Annotated in this window: 15 protein-coding genes and 4 pseudogenes; 4 read left to right on the top strand and 15 right to left on the bottom strand. The window is 68.8% G+C overall.

Annotation, left to right across the window (positions count from 1 at the left end):
- Window positions 1-16: 16 nt before the first annotated feature.
- The 3 genes from IE185_RS29880 to IE185_RS29870 all read right to left on the bottom strand — a co-directional run bounded on the left by IE185_RS29880 (window position 17) and on the right by IE185_RS29870 (window position 2314).
- The gene (locus IE185_RS29880) at window positions 17-655 is read right to left on the bottom strand and encodes a GTP pyrophosphokinase (RefSeq protein ID WP_138894257.1); all 639 of its coding nucleotides are present in this window, start codon (window positions 653-655) and stop codon (window positions 17-19) included.
- 31 nt (window positions 656-686) lie between these two features.
- The gene (locus IE185_RS29875; protein WP_170198258.1) at window positions 687-1385 is read right to left on the bottom strand and encodes a cytidylate kinase family protein; all 699 of its coding nucleotides are present in this window, start codon (window positions 1383-1385) and stop codon (window positions 687-689) included.
- A 536-nt stretch (window positions 1386-1921) separates the two neighbouring features.
- Window positions 1922-2314, bottom strand: coding sequence for an ATP-binding protein (locus IE185_RS29870; RefSeq protein WP_229843766.1), 393 nt, complete (start codon window positions 2312-2314; stop codon window positions 1922-1924).
- A 942-nt stretch (window positions 2315-3256) separates the two neighbouring features.
- On the opposite strand from IE185_RS29870, the gene IE185_RS29865 reads away from it, so the two are divergent.
- Window positions 3257-3991: a hypothetical protein gene (locus tag IE185_RS29865; protein ID WP_229843765.1), complete on the top strand. Its 735-nt coding sequence runs from the start codon at window positions 3257-3259 to the stop codon at window positions 3989-3991.
- A gap of 161 nt (window positions 3992-4152) precedes the next feature.
- Here IE185_RS29865 and IE185_RS29860 read toward each other — a convergent pair.
- From IE185_RS29860 to IE185_RS29825, 8 genes and pseudogenes are all read right to left on the bottom strand, one after another.
- Window positions 4153-5528, bottom strand: a pseudogene (locus tag IE185_RS29860) (IS1380 family transposase).
- A 548-nt stretch (window positions 5529-6076) separates the two neighbouring features.
- Window positions 6077-6826 (bottom strand): hypothetical protein, encoded by a 750-nt coding sequence (locus tag IE185_RS29855; RefSeq protein ID WP_138894259.1) that lies wholly within the window; start codon window positions 6824-6826, stop codon window positions 6077-6079.
- 304 nt (window positions 6827-7130) lie between these two features.
- Window positions 7131-7358 (bottom strand): hypothetical protein, encoded by a 228-nt coding sequence (locus IE185_RS29850; RefSeq protein ID WP_138894260.1) that lies wholly within the window; start codon window positions 7356-7358, stop codon window positions 7131-7133.
- Between the two features lie 199 nt (window positions 7359-7557).
- Window positions 7558-7659: pseudogene (locus IE185_RS33760) on the bottom strand (Lsr2 family DNA-binding protein); the annotation flags it as partial.
- Between the two features lie 72 nt (window positions 7660-7731).
- Window positions 7732-8479, bottom strand: a pseudogene (locus IE185_RS29840) (transposase family protein).
- Between the two features lie 116 nt (window positions 8480-8595).
- A pseudogene (locus tag IE185_RS29835) lies at window positions 8596-8790 on the bottom strand (IS701 family transposase); the annotation flags it as partial.
- Window positions 8780-9895, bottom strand: a complete 1116-nt coding sequence (locus IE185_RS29830) for a J domain-containing protein (RefSeq protein WP_170198259.1) — start codon at window positions 9893-9895, stop codon at window positions 8780-8782. The gene IE185_RS29830 and the pseudogene IE185_RS29835, both read right to left, overlap by 11 nt.
- Window positions 9896-10179: 284 nt before the next feature.
- Window positions 10180-11484, bottom strand: coding sequence for a M6 family metalloprotease domain-containing protein (locus IE185_RS29825; protein WP_138894263.1), 1305 nt, complete (start codon window positions 11482-11484; stop codon window positions 10180-10182).
- A gap of 410 nt (window positions 11485-11894) precedes the next feature.
- Here IE185_RS29825 and IE185_RS29820 point away from each other — a divergent pair, with 410 nt between their 5' ends.
- Window positions 11895-13664, top strand: a complete 1770-nt coding sequence (locus IE185_RS29820; RefSeq protein ID WP_373303776.1) for a putative bifunctional diguanylate cyclase/phosphodiesterase — start codon at window positions 11895-11897, stop codon at window positions 13662-13664.
- 9 nt (window positions 13665-13673) lie between these two features.
- On the opposite strand, the gene IE185_RS29815 is transcribed toward IE185_RS29820, so the two are convergent.
- The 3 genes from IE185_RS29815 to IE185_RS29805 all read right to left on the bottom strand — a co-directional run bounded on the left by IE185_RS29815 (window position 13674) and on the right by IE185_RS29805 (window position 16406).
- Window positions 13674-14738 (bottom strand): LLM class flavin-dependent oxidoreductase, encoded by a 1065-nt coding sequence (locus IE185_RS29815; protein WP_138894264.1) that lies wholly within the window; start codon window positions 14736-14738, stop codon window positions 13674-13676.
- Window positions 14739-14886: 148 nt separating this feature from the next.
- Window positions 14887-15606 carry a maleate cis-trans isomerase family protein gene (locus IE185_RS29810; protein ID WP_138894265.1) on the bottom strand — a complete coding sequence of 240 codons (720 nt, stop codon included), beginning with the start codon at window positions 15604-15606 and terminating at the stop codon, window positions 14887-14889.
- Between the two features lie 2 nt (window positions 15607-15608).
- Window positions 15609-16406: a maleate cis-trans isomerase family protein gene (locus IE185_RS29805; RefSeq protein WP_138894266.1), complete on the bottom strand. Its 798-nt coding sequence runs from the start codon at window positions 16404-16406 to the stop codon at window positions 15609-15611.
- A gap of 106 nt (window positions 16407-16512) precedes the next feature.
- Here IE185_RS29805 and IE185_RS29800 point away from each other — a divergent pair, with 106 nt between their 5' ends.
- Together IE185_RS29800 and IE185_RS29795 are read left to right on the top strand one after the other, a co-directional pair.
- Window positions 16513-17472: a D-2-hydroxyacid dehydrogenase gene (locus IE185_RS29800; RefSeq protein WP_138894267.1), complete on the top strand. Its 960-nt coding sequence runs from the start codon at window positions 16513-16515 to the stop codon at window positions 17470-17472.
- Window positions 17465-18868 (top strand): amidase, encoded by a 1404-nt coding sequence (locus IE185_RS29795; RefSeq protein ID WP_138894268.1) that lies wholly within the window; start codon window positions 17465-17467, stop codon window positions 18866-18868. Before IE185_RS29800 ends, IE185_RS29795 begins: the two co-directional genes overlap by 8 nt.
- On the opposite strand, the gene IE185_RS29790 is transcribed toward IE185_RS29795, so the two are convergent.
- A complete protein-coding gene (locus IE185_RS29790) occupies window positions 18843-19355 on the bottom strand; it encodes a DUF3830 family protein (RefSeq protein ID WP_138894269.1) in 513 nt (170 codons plus the stop codon). The two genes, IE185_RS29795 and IE185_RS29790, sit on opposite strands and share 26 nt — an antisense overlap.
- Window positions 19356-19404: the final 49 nt, after the last annotated feature.

The following is a 19404-nucleotide window of genomic DNA, read 5'->3' as shown; positions in this document are numbered from 1 at the left end:
CACGGCCCAAAGCCGCCTAATCAGCCCCGGCGAACCTTCGTGGCCAACGCACTAGCCGCTTACTGAGGGCCGTGACCAGAGGCGGGACCTTCACCTCTGGCTTGAACGTGTCTTCGTGTGTCAGCTCCCCCCAGGCGTGCTGAAGCAAGGTCCTGATCTGGATCTCGCGACTGACTTGGCAGAATTCTCCGCCCTGGGGGACGGCGACCTCGACCAATAGGTGCACCGCCCGGTAACCGCTCGGCTTGGGCGAGCTGATGTAATCCTCGCGCGCCTTATCCTCCGGGACGGTCCTCGGATGGAGCAGGGTCTGAGAGCTAATGATCGCCCGCTCTACCGCCCGGACATCCTCAGTGGTATTGCAGGTAACACGCGTTCCGGCCACGTCGGTAATGACGTCAAAGATGTCCTCGGGCCGGCCGATTCGGCTGTCATACTTTGGGTTCTGGGCCTTGGCTAGCAGGCGGTTGGCTTCCTTGACCCGCCCGGGCTCGACCCGGATGCGACGCTGCTGGGCAACTGTGAAGCGATTACGGTCGCGCGTGATAGCCCGCAGAGCGTCGGTGACGCGGTCCAAGGCCATCTCGTACAAGTACCGGCTATCCGCGTACAACGCCTCGAAGTCCTTGGCGAACGCCGGGTTCAGTCGATCCATGCTGCTCCCTTCCGGTCTGGAGGCGGCCTCTTTAGCCAGCGGTCTTCAAGTGCAGGACGCTTCGGGCCTGCCGCGGGTCCGCTCCTTGCAAGGTGGCCTGAACCTCGGACCATGGGACGCGGCCGAGTAGATGGTCGGCTACGAGCTGCACCACCGGCGCAAACAACCGAATGCCCTCTTCCGTCGCGACGGGAGAGGGCTCGCTGATCAGGTGAGTGTTGGTCAAGACGGCGTCGAACATCGCGTGATCGGCGAAGAGGTCGAAGTTGTGGCGGCGAAGAAAACTATCGCGGGTCGATTCGTCCTTCCGGTCGATGAGTGTGGCACAGCCAGGTAACGCCAGCTTCGGCGGTTGGCCTTGCGAGACGAAGCACTTCCAATGACGGGACAGGCGGTCACTGTCGATCCAGATGCGGATGATTGGGTCCGGGCAGATCCAGGCCATGGCCCAGGTATCGAGAACCAAGCCTTCTTTGGCCAGGGCGAGTTCAAGGAGGCGGCGCTCTAACTCCTGATCGATACGGTCGCCAGAACGCGCTTGTTCGATCTCATCCATGTGGTGAAACCAGACCCGCTTTGTGTCCTGCGTGGCTATGCCGAGAATTTCGAGCATGATCTGGGTGGCTGATACATACTCGTATCCCAAGTGATCAGCTAGGAGCCGTGCGTGCGTAGTTTTCCCGGCCGCAGTCAGACCGGCGAAGGCAATATTGACGCGCGGAATTGACATGGTAACAGGCCCTCCTGTCAGAGGTGTCTGCAAACAAAAGGAACACACGAGCGAGCTGCGGAGCCCCTCCTTTTTGAGGGTATCTATTGGCCAGGTAGGCCGGAGGGGGTTCGGCGGGATTTTTCGAGAGAGCATCAAGATCTCTCGCCTCAGGCTCGCTCGCCGACTGCGAGGACCCGCTTATCGCGTGACTTGGCGGGGTGGTCATCAGCAGCTCGATCCGCACCGAGATCGCCTGCGTGACGCTAAGGCGACTCTCGGTCGTGGCTGACCCATGGCTCCCTGACTCCGCGCCGCGCCTGCTGCGATCGCGTCACCCAGATGCGCGCCTGTGTGCGGGCAGCCCGCCGGGTGGCGGCGGATGCGTGGGACGGGATGCACCTACATGACGAAGTTCGGCATCACCGTCCTGCCGGTCAAGGTCAACATCTGCGCCGGCAGTATCTGCGTCTCACGCCCCCAAGCCTCTCCCGCTTGAAAGCGCCCGTCCCATTGCCGGGACGGGCGCTGCAGCATGTGCTGGTGATGGCTCAATCTCAACGGCCTGCCCAAGTGGCGTGCCGGGTAGGCGGGCGGCGGAGGGGGTGCCCTGTGCCGTCCGCGGTCCAGGGCCTCCACCCCGGAGAGGCCACTCGGCACGAGCTCCCGGCGCGGTACCCAGCATCGTTGGTTACCACGGAAGAAAGGCGTGCCGTCTTGCCGTCACCGTCTGGCACGGCGATGACCTCATCCGCGAGTGTGTTGATGAGATGCCACCCCAGTCCACCCCGGCCGGCGTGGTCAACCGGCCGCGGGCTGGGAACGCTGGGGTTGGTGTCGGTCACGGCGACGTGCACCGTTCCTGTCATCGCGGCCTGCAAGTTGAGAGTGAAGGGGCCGGGCGCATAGGTGAAGGCGTTTGACGCCAGTTCGGTGACGACCAGCAGCACGTCGTCGTAGGATCTCAGGTGAAGCTGGTGGCTGCCAGGGAGCGAGGCCGTACAGGAAGTCGGCGGCCCAGTTCCTGGCTGCGGAAACGTCGCTCAGGGCGCCTTCGAAGGACCAGTCTTGCCCGACGCTCATCGCGGTCAACGGGCTGGCTTGCGAATACTCTCGGTCCGCAGCCACCGCTTGCTCCTTTCGTTCCGGCAGAACCTGGAGCTCTAACGATTGCCCGGGCTGTCGGCCCTCATGCGTCTGCTGCGCTTCTGCGCACGGCTCCGAGGCACCTCGGCTGTCAGCGCAACTGACTCTGGCTCCGCCCAAGGGACGGAGCCAGAGTCAACGTTCAGATGGTCTTCGTGGTCGTCCCGCGCCCGCATAGCGCGGGCGCAGATGTCACTTGGTGCGGAAGAAGTGCAGCAGGTCGGACAGCGCCACGCGGATGCGCCGATTCTTCTGCTTCATCAGACGCGCCTCCTCTTCGTCCAAGTCGCCTGACCGAAGGGTGCTGGCCCGTTGCTCCATGTAGGCGACAGGGTCGGCTCGAAACTCCCTCATCCGAGGGTCAGCCTCTAAAGCGATGCCGTTCCAAACACCCGCAGGTGTAGTCATGATCGAATCCCCCCAGGACTCAGCTTCCTCGTTGCCGTGGCGGGCCTTGGAAGCCTGTCCCTGACCCCGAGGTGAGCTCTCGTCATCATCGGTCAACGAAACCTGCCACCGCGTCGGTGTCGCCAGTCTCCGGCTGCCTTGCGGCGGCAAGCGGCCCCAAGCGACGATGGACGCGTGTCGAGAAGCTGGCTACGCCAACGTCTATCGACTCGACACACTAGCCGAGAAATACCCCAACAGGCCGCCGATGAAACGGATTTCGCCCACTTGGGCTACTCTCCGTGTATCGTTCGTGACTGGTGCTTCCCGGCTATTTGTCCGGGGGCGGGGGGTTGCAAGTGGGCAAGGGCGCGATCGCTGCGGGCATCCTGGCAGTGCTGGCATATGTCGCTCAGATGGTCATCGGCCTCGACATGGCTGACTGGCTGTTCTGGACGATCACCAGCATCGGAGCGATAGCTACCCTGACGACGGTTTGGTTGGCTAACCGCCGCGTCGCCACGGCGCACCAGGCTGCTGAGGCAGCGACCAAGAACCAGCGCCGGGCGTTCGAGGATGTACTGGTTCCGCTGGCCCTCAATCTCGACCAGATCGTCTCCAACAACAACAGGGCCGACCGGCAGGCACTCAAACAGCAGACCAAGCTGGCGATCGTGGCCCTCACGGCCAACCTGATCGGTCCGCCAGACGCGCGAGCATGCTTCCTGGAGGAGTCGCCCAGCCCGCAGCCGGGGGCCCGTGAGATCAAGTGTCAGAACAACTTATGGGTGGGCCGGCATGTCGCGCCGGTGACCGTCTTCAGGGAGTGCGACCGACGGGGCAGAGAGGTACTGAAGCTGCTCGACGAGGGGACAAGCCAGTTCGTTCACGATGTTGATCAACTGCCGCCAGAGCTCAAGCCCGACAGCGACACCTACAAGACCTACATCACCTGCGCGGTGACGGCCGGCGACACGAAGTTCGGGCTCCTGACAGTCGACTGCCTCAAGCCGGGTGACCTGCACCAGGACGACGTCACGTTGGTCGAGGTCTTTGCCCGCATGCTGGGTGTGGCCCTAGCCGCGAGGCGCTAACCTCGATCTTTCGTGAGGGTCCGCCGACGGAGTCGGTGGCCCCTTTCGCTTTCCGGAGCTGATGGTGGGCAGGTTGGTGGCCCGGCTGTCGCGTCGAGTAGGCGCCGGGTTCCACTGCCCGGGGCGGGTGATGTTGTCGTCGGAGCGGTGGACGTTGTTCGTCAGCCGGGGTTGGGCAGGAGCGCGAGCCGTTCGAGGGCGGCGGTGATCTCGCCGGTCCAGGGCCAGTGCTGAGTGAGGCGGAGAATCCTGCGCCGGCCGGTGGTGACGAGTTGGCCGGCCGCGGAGAGCAGGCGGAATCGCAGGCGGCGGGGTTCCCAGAGCCGTGCCTTGCCGGTGAGGGCGAGCATGGGCATCCAGGCCATCAGGTCGAGCGCGATCTGGACGATCTCGAGCCAGACCTTGTTCTGGGCTGTGGTGTGGAGGGGCAGGTTGCGCTGGCCGGTGGCCCGCGCGGCCCGGATCCGGTCCTCAGCCCGGGCCCGCAGCCGGTGACGGAGCTCGAGTTCGGCGATCGGCCGGTCAGGGGTGTTGGTCGCGAAGCACGTGATCCGCATGCCGTCCGCGTCTGTGATCCTCAACTGGGCACCGGGATGGGGTCGTTCCTTTCGGACGATCAGTCGCATGCCCTTGGGCCAGCCGCCCAGGAGCTTGCCGGTGAGCTCGGCGACCTAGGCCCCGTCACGGGCCTCACCGTCGGTCTCGACGGCCGGGGTCCAGGCCGATGCGGGGATCTTCAGCACGTGTTCGTGGATCGCTTCGGTGACCGTCATGCCGACCGAGTAGGACAGCCATCGCCCTCGTCGCGCGAGCCAGGACACGAAGTCGTGGGTGCCGCCGGCAGAGTCCGTTCGGATCAGCGTCTGCCGCCCTCGCCGGTACTTCTTCGGCAGTTGGGCGAGGGCGAGTTGGGCGGTGGTGATGTGGTCGGCTGCCGTGTTGGAGCCCGCGTTTCCCGGTCGCAGGAGGCGGCGACGGGTTCACCGGTTCCGCCCGGCCCGTGGTCGAGGAAGGCCGTCAACGGGTGATGGCCGTAGGTCTTCTTCCAGGTCGCGACCGCGTCCTCCTTGTCGGAGTGGGCGATCACGAGGACACCGTCGAGATCGATGACGACCTGGCCGTCGGCGTCCGAGGCGTTCTCGCCGGCCAACGACCAGGCACGGTGGCGGACTTCGGAGCGTGCGGACCGGATGGCCTGCAGGGCTTTCTCGCCGGAGGCGGCGAGGGTGGCGATCAGGCGGGAGATGGTCGGGTCGGAGGCGACCGGGCCGAAGAGGGCCGGCTCACAGCGCAGGATCGCGACGTCCGCGAGGCAGTCCCCGCCCAGTGCGACCGCCAGGGCGACGTCGAGGAGGGCCTTGCCGGGATCGTGGACGGCCCGCGGTTTGCGCCACGGAGCCAGGGCCTGGGATATGGCCTGGTCAAGACCGGTCTTGCGGACCGTTTCGACGAGCAGGACCGACCCGGCCTGGGAGACGACCTGGCGGCCGTCGTCCTGGACGCGGACACGGGGATAGGACCCGATAGAGTGCTTCACCTGGAAAGTGCTCTTTCCCTTGCAGCCAACAGGACCCTCAGCAAGTCCTATCGTTGCAGGTCAAGGGCACTTTCTGCGTTTGTGATCAACCTCTGGACAGGCCACCTCATGAAAGCGCGAGGCTAAGGGTCGCAAGGCTGGCGTCAGTCTTGACCTGGCCACAGATGACTGGCGCCCATCATCGGCTACGGAATCGGGACTCGATGATCGCCTGGGTCCTCGCCGCTGGCATAACCATCTGCCCGGTCGCCGTCATCCACGCCGTGGTAGGCGGCCGGGACGTCGTTTGTTCGGGCGCTGCTTGCCACTGATCTCCCCGACTTCCCTCGTCGCGTCTCTCGCGGCCAGCTGGTCGAAGCCGCAGATGACGACGAGGCCGCAGCCAGAAGGCTGCGGCCTCGTCACGTCCGCTAAATCAGGACTCGGTCACCACGAACAGAACTCCGCCGGCGAGGAGCACGCCGAAGACTGCGATGGCAGCGAGGATAATGGCGATCTTGGCACTCTTGGTCATGCCGCTCTCTCCCTACTTGTGATGGCGACTGCCGTCACGCGTTCTTTATCGAGCCCTTCCAGGACCCATCCCAAGCTGCTGTTATATGCTGCCGCTTGTCGACCTGCATGAAGCCTCCGAGAGCGGTGAGATTCCCCTCCCACACGGTCTCAGCATGGGCCTTCCCGCTAGCTACCCAGGGGCGCGCATTCTCGGCGCTGAGTACAACGCCGGGGTTGAAATTCTGCTTCGCGGAACCGCTGTTGTACACCTTCGTGACAGCCCCGCGCTTGGCGTGGTAGCGAACCCACACGGACATCTTCGTGATATTGATGCCCATCACCTTGGTGTTAGCGTTATAGGTGACGGTATGGTCCCGGCCCGCCGCGGCGGCAAGAGGCGTCACCTTGCGCTCCGTCAGCTCGGAGACCAGGCTGACGTCCTTGTTAATTTTGACTTCTTCGCGGGCTACGGTCTGCCCATCTGCCAGTTCGACCGCGCCCTCTGCCTCATCGACAGCCGCCTTCAGGATTTCCGGATCCCGCAGGTAGTCCAGGAACTTCTTCTTGTCGCTGATAGAAAGCGCCTTGAAGCCGTCAAGGGTTTCCTTGGCTTCAGGCGTGGCAGCTGTCTGCTCTTGAAGGTAGGCAGAGTAGCCCGCAGGGCTGAAAATGTCCGGGTCGCCGCCAGGTGCAGCCTGGGCGCTACCCGTCGACGTCAGCAAGCCTGCAGCAACGGTCGTTGCTATGAGAAGCGCCGTCGAGTTCCTACGACGGAAAGAGGCGCGGGCACGTATGCCATTCACTTGTTTGTTCCCCCAACGTGGTGATGCAGGCACCCGCGAGCACGCAACTGGTCAAGAAGCGCTGCTATTTGGGATGCCCGTAGCCGGTTGGTCAGCCGGCTCAGTCAACATAGCGGCCAAGTGATCAACACGCGAGTTTGAGGGCAAGGCCTGAGGATAATCTGAGGTTGGCGCCGACCTGGTTCAACGTTCCACCAGTTCGCCCGCAAGTTGGCTCGTGTCGACGAAATCTTTCGGCCGGAGTGAGACCTCAGACTTCGGCATCCGCATCGGAGTGGGAACGGGAACGCACAAGGTCACACGCCTACTTGTCTGCCTTATAGAGCTTGATGGCCTTGTTGACGAAGAGGTGGACGTAGCCGCATTGCCAACAGATCAGACCGGTGGCACTCTCGTCGGCCCAGGCCAACTTCATGAACTCCATGCCTGCGCTGTTGAGCAGGACTCGCCGCTCCCGAAACAGGTCTCCCTGGCAGACCTGGCAGGTGAGCCACACTTCGCCCAGTGCTACGCGTACCGGCTTACTTCCCATCGAGAACGCCCCCGTCTTGTCATGTCGGCGGCATGAGACTACGCGGCGGTGCGGTCACCCCCTCCGCCGGCATTACGGTACGGCGCGAGGCGAGGCCGGCAGACCCTACTTCTAGCAGCCGGCCACTCATGTCCGCAGCCCCCGCCGCCCATCGGGCGGCGGGGGCTGCGGCCCTGCCTCAGTTGGTGCGTTGCGTTAGTCAGTGGGCGGCTTCGTACCGTTCCATCAGGTCAGCCGGGATGCGACCGCGGCTGCTGACCTCAATGCCCTGGCTCTGGGCCCACTCGCGGACCTTGGCCGCGTCCCCGCGGCTGGTCTGGCCGCGCTTGGCCGGCCGCCGAGCGCCACCGCCAGTGAGCGTTTTCCATCTTGATCAGTTGGCGAGTTCGAGGGTGACGATGGCTCGGACGATGGATGTGATCCGGGTGGTGCTGCAGCGGAGTTTGCTCAGGAGCCGCCAGCACTTGAGGATCGCCATGGCACGTTCGCCCAGGCTGCGGATCTTGGCGTGGTCCCGGTTGTGACGCCGGCGCCAGCCGCGCAGGTTCTTGCCCCGGAACGGGACGCGGATGGCAGGACCCGCACCTTGATACGCCTTGTCTGCCCAGCACTTGATGTCGTCGGCGGCCAGGGCGGCGGGAATGCCGTGGGTCCGGGCCGCGGTCAGGTCGTGCGTGGCTCCCGGCAGCGCGCCCGATGCCCAGATCAGGCGTCCGGCTGGATCGGCGATGACCTGCACGTTCATCCCGTGATGCTTTTCTTCCCCGAGTAGTACGGCCGGTCGGCAGCGATGCGGTCGATCGGCAGGAGCGTGCCGTCGAGGATCACGTACGCCTTCTTCCGCACGGTCCGCATGGCCTGCTCGAGCGTGGGGGCGAGGGCCGCCAGGAGGTCGACGGTCTCGCGTATGTATCGGTAGACCGTGGCGACCCGACGCGGAATCCCGCCGCCAAGCGGGCGTAGGTATCACCGCAGCGCAGGTGGGCCAGGACCAGCAGGGCCTGCCGGCCGCAGGTCAGGCGACGCCACCGGGAACCGATGCGGCGGCGGTGACCTGCGAGAAGACCGGAGAGGTGCTGCAGGCTGCGGCCGGACAGATCGATGGCGGACGGGGTAGACAAGCACAAGAGCTCCTGGCGGACTGGTGATCTTGGTTGTGACCCCGTCCACCAGGAGCTTTCTTTATGCCCGCCACCAGGGCGCCGATCCAACCACCCGTCAGGTTGGAAGAGGTTCACTGCATCCGGTCCGCGGTCACATGCCCGGCCCGCTCGGACAACGTCCACCCGTTTTTCTTCGGCAGCTCCGCCAGCAGCCCCTCGATGAACTGCGCGAACACCACCCGAGGCTCCGGCCGGTTGAACAAATACCCCAACGAACGGGTCAACGCGGACAGTTCGGCATCCCACTCGGCTATCTGCTCAGCCGTCAGACCCAGCATCATGCCCGGTCAACGACACCACACGGCCCCCGTCACAAGATCTCCGGCTGTAGTACCAGTCTCGCCGCCATTGTTCATGGCCGTTCTGGGCGCTCAACGCGAAGATGCCGCTATTGTCCGACCCGACGACAACGCTGCCGCTGAGGAACGGCACGGGCGTCCAGTTCGCAGATAGGCCGGCGGTCGTGGCCGTCCAGCGCACTCGGCCCGAGCGGGTGTCGATGGCCCGGATGAATCCGGTGGAAAAGGTTGTGTTGCTCTCGTAGAGCGTGTCATCGGTCAGTGCCACAGGCGGCACTGAGGAGACGGGAGTCGGGGGCAAGTCTGCAACCCCTGGCACCCGCCAGACCACCGTGCCAGGACCATTGGCAGGCGCAGAGAGACGCTCCGGTGCCTCCGCGGCGGCCCTCGACCTTGGTTGCTCAGAGTCTGACCAAGGTGGCTCGCCCGCTCCCCTGGCAATCACCACGCCCAGGATGACGCTCAGGACTGCCGCCAAGACAACGATCAGCCGGCCCAGGCGCATCGACATGGGGGCCGCCGTGATGGTGGCCGTAACTCGAAGCGAGGCAGTGACCTCGTCCAGCTGGATGCGGAGGAGTTGATCCCAGACACGCGTGGGTGCGTCTGACGGCACTGGCCGGCCGCGCAGCCGGACTGTCAGACGCGTCTGAAGCTGCGGCTGCGGTACCGGTTCGGCCACCCAGCAGACGCCCCCTTCATCCAGGAGCCGCCAGGAGCGGATGGTCGAGAAGTCATCGAAATGGAAGAGGACGAGTTGATCGGCCGGTGTCTGGCCGATGGGTACCTCACCGAAGTCGACCTGCTGCGGCTGACACATCACGAGGCGTGGTCGGGGTTGTGGTGGAGGAGGCGATGACGCGTCGCATTCGGCACGCGTACGTGGGTCGATGAGAACTGCCCAAGCCATGCTGATCCGCACCATGTCTTCATGGGCGCGGGCCGCGTCTACCTCCGGACGACGGTCTGGGTGAGCGTGACGCACGCAGGCGCGATGCGCCCGGCGGATGGTGTCGAGATCAGCGTCAGGGCGGACGCCGAGCACCGCGTAGAGGTCATAAGCGGGCAGCTTCATGACTGTTCCCCCCAGCACCAGGGCCACAGTCGCCCGACGAAGCCGTGCTAGCGCGGGGCTAACGGCCGCGCCGAACCACCCCGTCGAGAACCGGTTCGGGCCGATACGGACTGACACCGGTTGACCTGCGGAAACGGCCCGGCCCGGCATCATTCGGCACCGTCCGACTCGTCATCCATCGGACTCCTGATCAGCGGGTCCGGGGTTCGAGTCCCTGGCGGCGCACAGACGGGAAAAGCCCCTCGCGGAAGCGGGGGGCTTTTTCGTCGCCCGTACGCCGTGCCTCACACCCCCGGCGTGATCCGCACCGTCCACGCCCCCGACCGGGTGCGCTCCGCCACCTCCACCCGTGTCCCCTCGCCCGGCACCGTGAACGTCTCCCCCTCCAGTACCGGCGCGTCCGCCAGCGGCGGGTAGACGGACCGGTCCCAGCAGGCCTCGCTCTGGGGGTGGGCGTCCACGACCTCGATCGGTCCGCCGCCCGAGGCAGCCCCGTTGCGGACCCGGTAGATCAGCACGCCCTCCGTGCACAGCGACTCGTCGTTGCCGGACCCGCCGCGCGCCTCGATCGCGAGCACGCTGTCCTTGCCCGTCGGTACGACCGCGAGCCGCGTGCCGCCCCTCGCCCCGCGCGGCGGATCCGCCGACAGCGGTTCCAGGGTGAGGTGGGTCGAGCCGTCCGCCGGCACGCAGGCCACCTGCCGGCGGTCCAGCCAGCCGAGCTTCCACTTGTGCCAGCCGAAGAGTTCCGGCGCGAGCCCGAACTGGCTGCCCATCACGTCCCAGTCGCCGACGTACGTGTCCCAGTCGCCCTTGCCGTCCACCGGCCGGTGGTAGAGGTCCGGCAGGTCGAAGACGTGCCCCGTCTCGTGGGCCAGCACGTTGCGGTCCGGCGGGTGCTGCTCGAAGACGGTGACGATGCGCCGGATGCCCTGGCCGTCGGCGCGCAGCGGCTTGTCGAAGTTGACGACCTTCGTCGCGTCGGAGTCGACGCCCGGCGCGTCCGGGTCCGCGATGAGGTAGACGATGTCGTACCGCCGGAAGTCGACCTGCTCGTCCGCCGCCGCCACCGCGTCGCGCAGGTAGGCGGTACGCCGCCCCGCGTCCCAGTCGCGCTCTATGCCGTACGCCGTGGAGTCCTGCGGCATCTCGACCCACTCGCGCTGCGGATGCGGCCGGAGCGCGAACCTCCCGTACGAGGCCCGGCGGAAGAAGTCACTGGTCGCGGGGAAGTAGTCGGCGGCCAGTTCCTCCGGGGTGGTGGTGGGCGCGGAGTCCGGGAAGGCCAGGAAGATCATGACGGCGTCGAGGGTGTTCACGGGGCGCGGGTAGGCCGGGTTCCAGGTGTCGAGGCCCAGCGAGTGGTGCGCCGCGGTGCGCGTCAGCACGCACGGGCCGTCGCCGCGCGCCGCGACGGCGGGGCCCGCGACGAGCGAGGTGGCGGCGAGCGCCGTGAGGGAGGTGAAGACGGCGGCCGTACTGCGCAGACGTTCGCGGCGGCTTCGGCTGGACCGGTCGGCTCCCCCGGGTGTCTGCTGGCGGACCACGTCGACCTCCGGGTGCGGAAATACGGGGCACGCCACCCACATTGTTGCGTTTTCATGACGTATGCCCTGTTCCACTGCCCCACACGGGTGACCGGGCCTCAGGGGGCGGTCGATAGTCCGACACCCCGACGAGATCACGGAAAGTCACAATCAATCACGGAGGAACACCGCAAGGCGCACCTGTGCAGAAACGATCGTCCGCGAGCCCCGGGTGCTTCGCGTCACGGCGGTGTAGCTGGAACGGCCCTGCCGACAGCCTCTATGATCGGCACACTTTCCTGCGTGGAGACCGCCCCTTGGGGGCTCTCCACCCCGCCGACGACCCCGACGAACATCTGTACGCGATCAATGCCCTGCGGGAGCGAGCGGTGAGCGGAACCTCCGAAAAACCCGGTTCAGCCCCCGATGCCGTCCGACCGACCGTCACACAGAGTAACGCCACCAGTCGTCCGGTGTCCGCGCCGCACGGCGGGTCCGCGCCGCGCGACGTGTCCGACCGGCACGACTACCGGGCCGCCTTCAACGCCGCGCACCTCGCCATGGCCGTGGTGGACCGCGAGGGCCTGGTCGTCACCGCCAACCCCTCCCTCGGCCAGATCCTCGGCACCGACGCCCTCCAGTTGCGCGAGCAGTCCGCCGCGGACCTCCTGGACCTTGCGTCCGACGCCCGCAGCTTCCACGCCTACCTGGAAGTCCTCGCCGGCCGGCGCGCCCGCTTCCGCTGCACGCGCCGGCTCAAGCACTTCGACGGGCGCTCGCTGTGGGCCGAGGTGACCGCCACGCCCGTACCGGACAGCGGCACCGTCCTGCTGTCGGTCGCGGACACCAGCGACCGGCGCGAACTGCAGGCCAGGCTGCGCCATCTCCAGATGCACGACCCGGTGACGCGCCTGCCCAACCGCACGCTCTTCTTCGAGCGCCTCACCGCCGCGCTGGAGAACTCCGCGTACGACGACGGCGGCACGGGCCGGATCGGCGTCTGCTATCTCGACCTCGACGGCTTCAAGGCCGTCAACGACACCCTCGGCCACCGCGTCGGCGACCGGCTGCTGACCGCCGTCGCCTCACGGCTGGCCCGGTGCGCCGACCAGTACGGCTACGCGCGGGCCGGCGGCCACCTGGTCGCGCGGCTCGGCGGCGACGAGTTCGCCCTGCTGGTCGAGGACTCCACCGGTACGGAACAGCTCGCCGACCTCGCCCAGTCCGTACTGACCGCGCTCCAGCAGCCGTTCGACCTCGCCGGGCAGCGCCTGGCGGTGTCCGCGTCCATCGGCGTCGTGGAACGGGCCGCAGCCGGGACGACGGCGACCGGCCTGATGCAGGCGGCGGACACCACGCTGTACTGGGCGAAGGCGGACGGCAAGGCGCGCTGGACGCTGTTCGACCCCGAGCGCAACGCCCACCGGATGACCCGTCAGGCCCTGTCGAGCACGCTGCGCCCGGCTGTCGAACGGGGCGAGTTCACCCTGGAGTACCAGCCGCTGGTGGACCTGGAGGGCGGCGGCGTGCGCGGCGTGGAGGCGCTCGTGCGCTGGGAACACCCGCAGTTCGGAACACTCGCGCCGAATCGGTTCATCTCCATCGCCGAGGAGGACGGCTCGATCGTCCAGCTCGGCCGGTGGGTGCTGCGGACCGCCTGCCGGCAGGCCCGGCAGTGGCAGATCGCGCACCCCGGCACGCCGCCGATCTTCGTCAGCGTCAACGTCGCCGTACGCCAGGTGTGGGACTCCGACCTGGTCGCGGACGTCGCCGGGATCCTCGCCGAGACGGGGCTCGCGCCGAACCTGCTGCAACTGGAGCTCACCGAATCGGCGGTGATGGGCTCGGCGGGACGGCCGCTCCAGGCCCTTCAGGCGCTGAGCGACATGGGCGTGCACATCGCCATCGACGACTTCGGGACCGGCTACTCGAACCTCGCGTACCTGAGCCGGCTGCCCGTGTCGGTGCTCAAGCTGGACGGGTCGTTCGTCCGCGGCTTCCAGGACGAGGCGCACGCCAACCCGGCTGACGAAACGATCGTCGAAGCGCTGGTGCAGCTCGCGCACCGGCTGGGGCTGACCGTCACGGCCGAGTGCGTGGAGACCTCGGGGCAGGCGGCGCGGCTGCGCCGGATCGGGTGCGACACGGGGCAGGGGTGGCTGTACTCGCGGGCGGTGACGCCGGAGCGGATCGCGGCGATGATCGCCGTCAGCCCGCAGGACCGGCCGGGCCTGCGGGTCTGACGCTCGCGCTCAGCCGAGGTGGGGCAGGCCGTACGCGTCCGCGATGAGTTCGTATGAGCGCAGGCGGGCGTCGCCACTGTGGGCGTTGGCCGTGATCATGAGTTCGTCGGCGCCGGTGCGCTTGGCCAGGTCGTCGAGACCCGAACGGACGGCGTCCGGCGTGCCGTGGACGACGTTGCCGAGCCAGCTGTCGACGAACTCCCGCTCCAGGGGGCTGAACGCGTACGCCGCCGCCTCCTCCGGCGTCGGTATCAGCCCCGGGCGGCCGGTGCGCAGGCGGACCATCGACAGGGCGCCGGTCAGGACCTGGCGGCGGGCTTCCGTCTCGTCGTCCGCCGCGAGGGCCGAGACGCCGATGAGGGCGTACGGGGCGTCGAGGACGGCCGAGGGGCGGAACGACTCGCGGTAGAGGTCGAGCGCCGGAAGGGTGTTCTGCGCGGAGAAGTGGTGCGCGAAGGCGAACGGCAGGCCGAGCGTGGCGGCGAGGCGCGCGCTGAAGCCGGAGGAGCCGAGCAGCCAGATCGGCGGGCGGGCGGCGGGGCCCTGGACGGGGCCGGGGACCGCGTGGATGCGGGCGTACGGGTGGCCGTCGGGGAAGTCGTCGTCCAGGAAACGGGTCAGTTCGGCGAGCTGCTGCGGGAAGTCGTCGGCCCCCTCGTTCAGGCGGTCGGTGCGGCGCAGGGCGGCGGCGGTGGCGCCGTCGGTGCCCGGGGCGCGGCCGAGCCCGAGGTCGACGCGGCCGGGCGCGAAGGCTTCGAGGGTGCCGAACTGTTCGGCGATGACCAGCGGTGCGTGGTTGGGCAGCATGACGCCGCCGGAGCCGAGGCGGATGCGCTCGGTGTGGGCGGCGATGTGGGCGAGGATCACGGCCGGGGAGGAGCTGGCGACGCCGGGCATGGAGTGGTGCTCGGCGACCCAGTACCGGTGGAAGCCGCGCGCCTCCGCCCGGCGGGCGATGCCGACGCTGGTGCGCAGGGCGGCGGTGGCGGTGGTGCCGCTGCCCACCGTCGCCAGGTCGAGTACGGAAAGGGGTACGGGCGCGCTTCCGCTCGCCGTGCCTCGGATCGCGTCCACCGGTGGGTCCTCCTGCGTAGTGCGGTGCGGTTCGTACAACGACCGCTCCAACAGGAGGGTGGCTCCGGTTATTCCCCCGGCCGGGGTGAACCGGCCCCAGGGGTGCGGGGGTACGGGGCCGCGCCCCGTACCCCCGCCCGTCCCGCGCCTACGCCTCCCGGGCGAACAGCGCGCCCAGGTTCTTCGTGCGCACCCTGCGGTCCGCCAGCCGCAGGGCCTCCCACACGGTGACCTGGTTCGCGGTGAGGACCGGTTTGCCCAGCGCCTCCTCCAGCTCCGGCAGGTACGCCGCCGTGTGCAGCGCCGTGTCCGGCAGCAGGACCGCCTGCGCCTCGGGACGGTCGCCCGCCCGGGCCAGTTCCAGCACCTCGTCCCGGCCCCAGGTGCCGGCCTCAGCGGCCGTGACGACGCCGCTGCCGAGCGTCGCGAGGACCTCGATGTCCGCCGCCTTCAGGAAGTCGGCGAAGTACTCCGCCACGTCGTCCGGATACGTCGCGGCGACGGCGACCCTGGTCGCGCCCAGCTCCCGTACCGCGTGGGTGAAGGCGAACGACGTGCTGGAGGCGGGCAGGCCGGCCGCCTGGGCCAGCAGGCTGACCTGGTCCTGCGCGCCCTCGGGGCCGTGCACGAAGCTGCCGCTCGTGCAGGCCCACACCACCGCCTCCGCGCCCGCGAGCCGCAGCTCCTCCACCCCGGCCGCCAGACGGGCGGGCGAACCCATCTCCAGGAGGGCGTCGACGCGGTGGGCGTCCTCGCCGATGTCGGTGTGCACGACGGACAGCCGCACGTCGCTGTCGAGCAGCATTTCGATCCGCGGGTAGTCGTCCTCCGCGGAGTGCCCCGGGTAGAGAAACCCGACCGCTGTCATGATCACCCCTCTTGTTGCTGTTGCCGTTTCTGGGACTGCTCCGGCGCCGGCGGCCGCGCCCGCTGTGCCTCCTCGATCAGCAGCCGCTGGTACGGGCCGACCGCGTGGGCGCCGATCCGCCGCAGCGCGGCCCACATCGTGACCTGGTTCGCGGACAGCACCGGCATCCGCAGTTCCGCCTCCAGTTGCGGGATCACGTCGTACGTCGGCAGGTTCGTGCAGCTGATGAAGAGGCAGTCCGCCGCTCCCACCACCGCCTGTCTCGCCATGTCGACCACATCCCGGTAGGGGACCTTCCAGATGTGCCTGGTCAGTCCGAGGAAAGCGCGTCCCGTGACCGCTGTCCCGGCCTGGGCGAGATATTCCTCCAGGGAGCTGGTCACCGATTCGGTGTACGGGGTGACCAGCGCGATCCGCCGCGCCCCCAGCGCGGCGAGCGCGTCGAGCAGCGCGCCGGATGTGGTCAGGGACGGCAGCTCACCGGCCTGGGTCATCGCCGCGCACATCGCGCGCTCACCGGCCACTCCGCCGACGAAACTCCCCGACGTACAGGCGTACGCGACGACTTCCGGCGCCACCGCGCACAGCGCCCGCACCGCCTCGCGCAGCGTCTCGTGCTCGCTGACGAGCCGGGCCAGATCGAGGCTGACCTCGACGGGGACGAACGGGGTACGGGTGAGGTGCAGCGAGATCTCGTCGGGGACCCAGCGCCACAGTTCCCGGTCCAGCGCGAAGTCGAAGGGGGCCACGACGCCGACGCCGCGTTGCGGCCTTGGTCCGCCGAGGAAGGAGATGTCCAATGCGGCCCCCAGATGCCTGTGTTGACGACCGTGGGTTCGGGTGCGAGCGTGGTCGATCCGTACTGCAATCCGTACATGTCAGACGTGTCGAAGGGGTTTCGCCTCCATGTCCGAAGAGACCGAAGTGACCCTTCTCGTGCTCGACGCCGATCCGCCGCCCCGGCTGGGCCGGCTGACCGGACGCGCCCGCATCCTGCACGGTGACGAGTCCACGCTCGCCCGTCAACTGCCCCTGGCCGACGTGCTGCTGGTGTGGGACTTCACCTCCGACGCGGTACGCCGCCTCTGGCCGGGCGAGGGCCCCCGGCCGCGCTGGGTGCACACGGCCAGCGCGGGCGTCGACCACCTCCTGTGTCCCGAGCTGGTCGCGTCGGACACGGTGGTGACCAACGCGCGCGGGATCTTCGACCTGCCCATCGCGGAGTACGTGTCGGGCCTGGTCGTCGCCATGGCGAAGGACCTGCCCGGCACGCTGGAGCTCCAGCGGCAGCGGCGCTGGCAGCACCGCGAGACCCAGCGGGTGGCGGGCAGCAGGGCGGTGGTCGTGGGTTCGGGGCCGATCGGGCGGGAGACCGCCCGGCTGCTGCGGGCCCTGGGGGTCGTCACCGCCCTGGTCGGGCGCACCGAGCGCCCCGGCGTGCACGGCGCCCAGGACCTGCCCCCGCTGCTCTCACGCGCCGACTGGGTGATCTGCGCCGCGCCGCTGACCGACGCGACGCGCGGGATGTTCGACGCGGCGGCCTTCGGCGCCATGCCGCCGTCGGCCCGCTTCATCAACGTGGGGCGCGGCCCGCTCGTCGTCGAGGACGACCTCGTCGACGCCCTGCGCAAGCGGTGGATCGCGGGCGCGGCACTGGACGTGTTCGCCGCCGAGCCGCTGACGCCGCAGAGCCCGCTGTGGGACGTGCCCGGGCTGCTGGTGTCCCCGCACATGAGCGGCGACACCGTCGGCTGGCGCGACGAACTGGGTGCGCAGTTCGTCGACCTGTACGAACGGTGGGCGTCGGGAAAGCCGCTGCCGAACGTGGTGGACAAGAAACGTGGGTACGTCCCCAGTCATGACTGACCTGAGCGCACTGACCGCCCGTCAACTGCTGGCCGGGTACGAGAAGGGTGAGTTCACTCCCGTCGACGCGACCCGCGCCGCCCTGGCCCGGATCGAAGCCGCGGAGCCGCTCGTCAACGCGTTCGTCCGGGTCGACGCCCATCAGGCCCTCGCGCAGGCGGAGGCGTCCGCCGAGCGATGGCGCGAGAAGGAGCCGCGGGGGCTGGTCGACGGGGTGCCGGTGTCGGTGAAGGACCTGCTGCTGATGCGGGGCGGGCCGACGCTGCGGGGCTCCAGGACCGTATGGCCGGCAGCGCGGTGGGACGAGGACGCACCCTCCGTCGCGCGGCTGCGGGAGCACGGCGCGGTGTTCCTCGGCAAGACGACCACACCGGAGTTCGGCTGGAAGGGCGTCACCGATTCGCCGCTGTCCGGAGCGACCGGCAATCCGTACGACCCCGCGCGCACGGCGGGCGGCTCCAGCGGCGGCAGCGCGGCGGCCGTGGCGTACGGGGCGGGGCCGCTGTCGCTCGGCACGGACGGCGGGGGCTCGGTCCGCATCCCGGCGTCGTTCTGCGGGATCTTCGGGCTGAAGCCGACGTACGGCCGGGTGCCGCTGTACCCCTCCAGCCCCTTCGGGACGCTCGCCCACGTGGGGCCGATGACGCGGGACGCGGCGGACGCGGCGCTGCTGATGGACGTCATCAGCGGCCCCGACTGGCGCGACTGGTCCCAGCTGGCCCCCGGCGGCAGCATGACCGCCGCTCTCGACGGCGGGGTGAAGGGCCTGCGGGTCGCGTACTCGGCGTCCTTCGGCGGGCAGGTGGCGGTGCGCCCCGACGTGGCGGCGGCGGTCCACGCGGCGGTGGAGCGGCTCGCCGGACTCGGCGCGTACGTCGAGGAGGCCGACCCCGACTTCGCGGACCCGGTGGAGGCGTTCCACACGCTGTGGTTCAGCGGCGCCGCACGGCTGGTGCAGCACTTCGGCGCGCGGCAGCGGGAGCTGCTGGACCCGGGCCTGCGGGAGATCTCCGCCCGGGGCGCCCGGTACAGCGCCCTGGACTACCTGGCGGCGGTCGACGCCCGGATGGACCTGGGCCGCCGCATGGGCCGGTTCCACGCGACGTACGACCTGCTGCTCACGCCGACCCTGCCGGTGACCGCCTTCGAGGCGGGCGCCGAGGTGCCGCGGGGGTCGGGGCACCGCCGCTGGACGGGCTGGACCCCGTTCACGTACCCCTTCAACCTCACCCAGCAGCCCGCCGCCACGGTGCCCTGCGGCCTGGACGCCGGCGGCCTTCCCGTCGGTCTGCAACTGGTGGCCGCCCGCCACCGGGACGACCTGGTGCTGCGCGCGGCGCACGCGCTGTACGGGGCGGGGGCGGCGGTGTTCAGTCCGGTGCCCGGCCGCGCGTGAACGTCAGGGTCTCCCCGAGCGCGCCCGCGCGCCACAGGTCCTGGCATGCCTGCGCCATGCGGTCGAGGCCGTCGACGACCGTGCCCCAGACGATGCCGGGGACCCAGCCGGTGTCGCCGTTGAGCAGCAGGTTGTTGCGCTCGTAGAAGAGGGCGAGGTCGACGACGCCCCGGCCGGCGTCGAGGGCGGGCGCGGGGCCGTAGCCGTGGGAGGCCGTGCCCAACTGGGTGCCGGAGAACGCGAAGTAGCACAGGTCGCCCGGGATGGGCGTGACGGTGGGGTTCTCCAGCGGCGGCTCCCGCTCCGCGAAGGGAGCGACCAGGGCGTAGATCTCGTTGCGGGCGTACTTCGCGTGGTAGACGTCGCCGCCCAGGGGGAGCGCCCGCCACACCGCCTCGCAGGTGACCGGCGCCCGGTCGTCGAGGAGTTTCGCGGTGCAGCGCACACCACGCTTGTCGAGCGATACGTCCACGAATCGGTCGGTCATCTCCTCATGGTCCCCACGGGGTCAAGGGCGCACCCCGGTCCTCCCGCCG

Source organism: Streptomyces chryseus, from assembly GCF_014650755.1.
GTDB lineage: Bacteria > Actinomycetota > Actinomycetes > Streptomycetales > Streptomycetaceae > Streptomyces > Streptomyces chryseus.
The sequence above is the reverse complement of the archived record's forward strand: the minus strand, read 5'-3'. Positions and strand labels throughout refer to the sequence as shown.